Raw genomic sequence first — 4,930 nt, 5'->3', positions numbered from 1 at the left:
GCCGGCGGGGGGGCACTGGGGGGGGGTTGTCCAGCGGGTGGTAAATACCCCCCGCCCGGGGGGCGGGGGGGTTGTGCGGGGCACACCCGACCCGGGTGGTTCCGCCACGGCTCAGCGCAGCACCGGGGCGACCGCGATGTGGTTCTGCACCTCACGGATGCCCGGAGCGGACCAGACGACCCGTTCCACCTCGGCGCGTTCCGGCATCGAGTGCACCAGCCCGCCCAGCAGCACCGTGTCGCCGTGCACCCGTACCGTCACCTGCTCGGCGTCGGTGGCGCGGTTGCGGGCCAGCGCGTCCACGATGCGCCGGGCCAGGAGGGCACCGTCCGGGCGTACCCGCGGCCGGACGGTCATGCCGTCGCTGACCCCACGTACGCCGTTCAGTTGGCCGACGGCCCGCTCGGCGGCGCGGCGCTGGTACTCCCACTCGAGCTCGCCGTGCAGGGTGACCCAGCCCTGGGAAACCGTCACGTCGAGCGCGTCGACCGGCACGAACGCCTGCCACTGCAGGGCGTGCTGGACCGCGGCGGCGATCTCCGGGTCGGTGCGTTCGGCACCGGTCACCAGTCGCACCGCGAGGTCGTTGGCCACCGCCCGCACCTGCGTGACCCGGTGCGCGGCCCGCTCGGCCGCCCACTTCTTGGCGTAGCTGTCCACCCTCCCGGTCAGGGTCACCACGCCCTCGGTGACGGCCACCCCGATCTCGTGCGGCCGTACCCGGGGCTCCCAGCCGAGTTCGTCGAGCACCGCGGACTGGATGTCCAGATCGGTGCGGTTGATCGTCGAGATGCTGGCCATCGGTCGCTCCCTTCTCCGCAGGGGTGGGTCGCGGATCGCGCGGCAGAGCCGCCGCGAACCGCTCGCCACCGTGGCGCGGTGCGGCGCCGCCACCCACGCGCTCCTGACCCGCGCCGGGTCCGGCGCGGGCAGGCCCGGACGCGGAACCCGCGCCGGGTCCGGCCCGGGCAGGCCCCGGCCTTCGACCCGGGTCGGGGTCGGCAGGCCAGGTCCGCCACGACCGAGCCTGGTGGGTGTGCGGATGAGGCTGCCTCACCCGGATCGGACGAGGGACGGCGTCGACGACCCCGCCGGCGGCCGAGACAGGTCCGGCGACACCCGGTGCCTCGGGCAGACGTCCGCACTCCCCGGTGGTGAGGGTGCCGGTCGGGAGCAAGACGGGCCCCGCGCTCGGTGGCGAGGGTGCCGGTCGGGAGCAGCACGACGGCTCCGCGCTCGGTGGCGAGGGTGCCGGCGGGCAGCACGACGGGCCCCGACCGGCCTCGTCGGTCGGTGGGGCCCGTCGTCACCGGATGCGTCAGTTGACGGGTGTGGTGGGGTCGGCGGGGGAGTCGGGCCGGTCCACGTCGACGAACTCGATGTCCTCCATGGCCCGGTCACGACTTCCGGCGGCGCGTGCGGCGGTGCCGGCTGCCCAGCCGACCGCCGCGCCGACCAGGGCGGCACCGATCAGCAACGTCCACGGCAGCGCCGGCCGGCGTCCGGCGAGCGCGTCGAAGGCGAGGCTGGCGCGGTGCCGGGCCTCCTCGGCGGCCGACTCGACCAGGTCTCCGGCGTCACCGGCGAGACCGGCGGAGCTGTGGCGCGCGGTGCGGGCGGTGTCGCGGATGCTGTCGCCCGCGCTGTTCACCGCTGAGACGAGGTGTTGCCACGCCTGGTCCGCGATCCGCTCCGGCTTGCTACGGCGGTCCAGCAGATGTGTTCCGAACATGATGGTTCCCTCCTCGACAGAGCCGGAGCCGGTGCACGCATCAGCTGTCGGCGGCGTTGTCCGGCCGGTGGCGGTTCGCATCGGAGGCTGTGCCCCCACCGGCCGGGCCGCAAACCCTCAGCTGCTGCCGTCCGGCCCCGAGGAATCGGCGCGTGCTCCGGGTGCGCTCCGCAGCGGGGTCGCCGGCTCCGGGCAGGGTCAGCCGGTGACCACCGCCACCACCGCTGGCCGGGCGAGGGCGAAGTCGTCGTCGTCATCGTCGTCGTCACCGTCACCCCCGCCGAATCCGCAGGCCAGCACGAGGGCGAGCAGGGCACCGACACCGGCGAGCGCGGCGAGTCTGCGAAGCATGATGGGTCCTCCCGTCATAGGGGTCACCCGTGATGCTAGGCACACCGCGCCACCCTCGTCCGTCGTGTGCAGGTCAGACCGGTTCTGGCGGGGCACGCCGGCACCAGTGGGAAACGACGGGGGTGGCCTCGGCCCGCTACCCTGGTTCGGCGGCGTCGGCGTGCCCGAGCGCCAAGTGATAAAGCCAATAAAGTTCGGATATGGGTGATTTGCCCTGCCCCTGTCCGTGAATTGCTCATCCCGAGGGGTGGCGACCGAGGTGGTTGAAGGAATACTGTCGGTCGCGGCCCGCGTACTGATGAGGCGCCCGTCGTACGGGCGAGTGGAGGTGCTCGCGTGAGCCTGTCGATCCTGCAGACGGTTCGGCCCGGTGGTGTCATCGAGATCGCCCCTCGAGGCGAGATCGACGTCGACACCGCGTACGAGGTGAAAGAGGCCATCGCCGAGGTGCTGGCCAAGGGGCGGCCGGCCCGGATCGAGCTCAACATGCGGCTGGTCACCTTCATCGACTCGGTGGGCATCAGCGCCATGGTCGCCGGTTTCCAGACCGCCGAGGTCAGCGGAGTGAAGCTGATCGTCACCGAGCCGAGCCGGTTCGTCCACCGGCAGCTCTGGGTGACCGGTCTGCTCGGTCTCTTCGGCGCGCCCGAGCCCTACTACGCCGGGGCCGCCACGGCCTCCGAGGTGGTCCCCGGGGCCTGACGCCCCGACCGGCCGACGGGCCGGGTCACTCCCCGTCGAGGCCGGACAGGTCCACGTCAGCCACCTCGGTGACCGCCCGCACCGCGGTCACCGAGGCGTAGCCGTCGGCGAGCAGGGCAAGGTCCGTGCCGGGCTGTACCGCCTGGCCCGGCTCCTCCAACGACGTGCGGACGAAGCCGTGTCCGGACTCGGCGACGGTCATCTGCACCTGGCCGAAGGTCGCCAGGCTGGCCCGGCGTACCCCGCGCAGCCGACCCAGCGGTAGATCCGGCGAGTTGACGTTCAGGACGCTCTCCGTCGGCGCCGCGGTCAGCCGGGGCAGCAGGTCCAGGGCGACCCGGGCGGCGGTGGCCCAGTTCCGCTCGGCGTCGCGTACCCGGGCGGCGGCCGCCACCGCCGCGCCGCCGCTGGCCGCGGTCGCCTCACCGGCCGAGAGCACGTCCAGCGAGACCGCCATCGCCCGGCAGCCGTTCGCGGCGGCGGTGAAGGCGGCTCCCACCGTGCCGGAGTGCAGCACCGCGCGTCCCGCGTTGGCGCCCCGGTTGATTCCCGACAGCAGCACCGACGGCGGCGGTCCGAAGGCACCGTGCACGGCGATGAGCGCGATGAACCCGGGTGAGCCACCGACGCCGAAAGCCGGCACGCCGTCGAGTTCCGGCAGCGGGTGCTCGCGGACCACCACCTGTCCGTCCTGCTCCATCGCGCTCATCGCGGCGCTGGTGCCGCTGGCCTCCTCCAACGGGGCGGCCACCACCACGTCCAGGCCCCGGTCGACGGCCGCCCGGGCCAGCGCCTGGATGCCGGGCGCGGCGATCCCGTCATCGTTGGTGATCAGGACCCGTAGCCTCACCGGCCACCCGCCCGTTGCGCCAGCTCGTCGGGGGTGGTCCGCTCCTGCGGACGGCTGCCCGCCGGTTCGAGTCGGACCCGGTCGACCAGGCCGTTGATCGAGTCGAGTCGGCCGGTGCCGAGGCCGTGTCGGGTGACGTTCAGCGCGCCGGCCGCCGCGCCGGTGCGGATCGCCGTGCGCACATCGCCACCCCGGGCCACCACGGCGGCCACCCCGGCGGTCATCGAGTCGCCCGCCCCCCGTGGGTCGGCCGCCTCCAGCCGCGGCATCAGCACCTCGAACACCTCACCGTCGACAAGCGCCAGCGCCGGTTTGTCGGCCCGACTGACCACGACGTTCTCGGCCCCCGAGGCGTGCAGGTCGTACATGGCACGGGTGAGCTGCTCCTCGTCGTCGCCGTCGGCCCGACCGTCGGTGATCAACTCCTCGTGACTGATCTTGAGGAAGAAGACCCCGCTGTCCAGGACGGCCGTCAGGTGCTCGCCGCAGAGGTCCACCACCACCCGGCCGCCGTTGGCGCCGAGATCGGCGGCAAAGCGCCGGTAGAGGTCGGCGGGGACCAGGGACGGATGGTTCGGCCCGCTCAACACGCTCACCGGCGCGCGCAGGCCCTCGCCGAGCGCGAGGTTGTACAACTCGTCCAGCTCGTGCCGGCTCAACGGTTGGCCGATCACGTCGACGACCTCCCGACGGGTACCTTCGCGGCGGTCGTGCACGTAGCCGCCGCTGCCGCCGGAGTCGCGGGCCACCACCTTGAGGTCGACCCCCTCGCTGACCAGCAACGGCTCCAGCACCTGCCCGACCTCGCCGCCGAGTGCCGCGCAGAGCACCACGTCGACGCCGAGGGACAGCACCATCCTGGCCTGCCAGACTCCCTGCCCGCCCGGGTGCAGGTGCAGCTCCGGTGCGTCGCTCGGCTGGTCGATGGTGACGGTGAGCAGGGGGGTCGGCGCGAAGATCATGACGCGGTCGCTCATGAAGGCACTCCGTTGTCCGTACCGTCGCCGGGCCTGGCGATTCGCTCGTCCATGGGCGTTCCTCCCGCTAGCGGACAAATACCGCTTACTGGTACGACGGTATCCAACGAGACGCGTCGACGCGTGCCGAAGGGACGGTGCCCCACCGGTCGACCGGAAAACGCAACGCCGGGTGAACCGCTCGTGAAGAGCGGTTCACCCCGCGCGACGAGGAGGTCAGTACACCCACAGGGGGACGGGGGTGGTGTGGTCGCTGGACGGGTCACCACGGGCACCGCAGTACGACTTACAGCCGCTGCTGGGCACCCAGAGCTGCCT

At 73.0% G+C, this 4,930-nt stretch carries 6 protein-coding genes; 1 reads left to right on the top strand and 5 read right to left on the bottom strand.

What is annotated here, in order from left to right:
• Positions 1–111: 111 nt before the first annotated feature.
• From V5O40_RS27765 to V5O40_RS27755, 3 genes are all read right to left on the bottom strand, one after another.
• The gene (locus V5O40_RS27765; RefSeq protein ID WP_332908191.1) at positions 112–801 is read right to left on the bottom strand and encodes a BON domain-containing protein; all 690 of its coding nucleotides are present in this window, start codon (positions 799–801) and stop codon (positions 112–114) included.
• Positions 802–1,318: 517 nt separating this feature from the next.
• Complete coding sequence (locus tag V5O40_RS27760; RefSeq protein WP_332908190.1) at positions 1,319–1,732, bottom strand: hypothetical protein; 414 nt, start codon at positions 1,730–1,732, stop codon at positions 1,319–1,321.
• Between the two features lie 198 nt (positions 1,733–1,930).
• The gene (locus V5O40_RS27755; RefSeq protein ID WP_332908189.1) at positions 1,931–2,083 is read right to left on the bottom strand and encodes a hypothetical protein; all 153 of its coding nucleotides are present in this window, start codon (positions 2,081–2,083) and stop codon (positions 1,931–1,933) included.
• Positions 2,084–2,419: 336 nt separating this feature from the next.
• Here V5O40_RS27755 and V5O40_RS27750 point away from each other — a divergent pair, with 336 nt between their 5' ends.
• Entirely contained in the window at positions 2,420–2,785 is a 366-nt protein-coding gene (locus tag V5O40_RS27750; protein WP_210826839.1) for an STAS domain-containing protein, read from the top strand.
• A gap of 25 nt (positions 2,786–2,810) precedes the next feature.
• Here V5O40_RS27750 and surE read toward each other — a convergent pair whose 3' ends face one another.
• Together surE and V5O40_RS27740 are read right to left on the bottom strand one after the other, a co-directional pair.
• Positions 2,811–3,635, bottom strand: coding sequence for a 5'/3'-nucleotidase SurE (surE, locus tag V5O40_RS27745; protein WP_332908188.1), 825 nt, complete (start codon positions 3,633–3,635; stop codon positions 2,811–2,813).
• Positions 3,632–4,612, bottom strand: coding sequence for a 1-phosphofructokinase family hexose kinase (locus V5O40_RS27740; RefSeq protein WP_332908187.1), 981 nt, complete (start codon positions 4,610–4,612; stop codon positions 3,632–3,634). Before V5O40_RS27740 ends, surE begins: the two co-directional genes overlap by 4 nt.
• Positions 4,613–4,930 lie beyond the last annotated feature (318 nt).

The sequence above is a fragment of the Micromonospora palythoicola genome (assembly GCF_036689795.1).
GTDB lineage: Bacteria > Actinomycetota > Actinomycetes > Mycobacteriales > Micromonosporaceae > Micromonospora > Micromonospora palythoicola.
Note: the sequence above shows the minus strand (reverse complement) of the source record. Positions and strands in the feature narration are given on the sequence as shown.